The organism is Thermus sp., from assembly GCF_056332225.1.
Window position 1 is genome coordinate 1 of the sequence record NZ_JBWGQW010000174.1, and the last position, 750, is coordinate 750.

2 protein-coding genes are annotated in these 750 nt (G+C 70.8%); one reads left to right on the forward strand and one right to left on the reverse strand.

Annotation, left to right across the window (positions count from 1 at the left end; translation table 11 throughout):
- Positions 1 to 84 precede the first annotated feature (84 nt).
- Positions 85 to 453 (forward strand): YbgA family protein, encoded by a 369-nt coding sequence (locus tag AC01Y6_RS10740; RefSeq protein ID WP_476671521.1) that lies wholly within the window; start codon positions 85 to 87, stop codon positions 451 to 453.
- Here AC01Y6_RS10740 and hepT read toward each other — a convergent pair.
- Positions 450 to 750, reverse strand: a 301-nt coding sequence (hepT, locus tag AC01Y6_RS10745; RefSeq protein WP_476671523.1) for a type VII toxin-antitoxin system HepT family RNase toxin, incomplete at its 5' end; no start/stop codon positions are given. The genes AC01Y6_RS10740 and hepT overlap by 4 nt on opposite strands.

The following is a 750-nucleotide window of genomic DNA, read 5'->3' on the forward strand; positions in this document are numbered from 1 at the left end:
CGGGTCTTCGGCCTGGCCAGGCTCCGGGAGGTGGGGGACCTTCCCGGACTCCAGGCCTTCCACGCCCGCTACTAGCTCCTCCTCATGGCCTACAGCCAGAAGGAGGCGAGGGCCCTGGGGCGCCTCCTCGCCGAGGCCCGGGGGAGGCCCTTTTCCGAGGTCCAGAGGGCCTACGAGGAGGGGTTTTTGCGGGCCACGGAGAGGCCCTACCGCCTCGGGGCCATGGCCGACGCCCTCCTCCACGCCTTCGGCCACTTCAAGAAGGCCCTTGGCGCCCGAGAAAAGGCCCACTTCCTGGACCTCCTCGTGGACTTCCGGGAGGAGCGCCTGCCCCTCGAGGCCCCCCTCGCCCTCCTCGCCTCCTGGGCCCGGCGCTTCGCCGAGCCCTACCTGGAGGCCCAGGCCCTCCTGGAGCCCTACCCCCGGGCCCTGATGCGCGTGCCCGGCGCCTAGAGAAACCGGGCGAAGATCCGGCCCAGGGCCTCGAGGTCCTCGAGGTGTTCCCGGAGGACCCGGTGGACGATGCGGCGGTCTATGTCCAGGTACTCGTGCACCAGGAGGTTGCGGAAGCCGATCATCCGCCGCCACCTTTCCGCCAGGGCCTCGTCCACGTAGCCCTTGGCCAGGAAGAGGTCCGCGAGGTCGCGCGCCCTCTCAAAGGGGCCTAGGCCTTCGTCGGCGGCCACGTGGGCGGCCATATCGGTCAGGGCTTCTATGGCGAGCTGGAGGAAGCGCTCTGCGGCCCCGTAC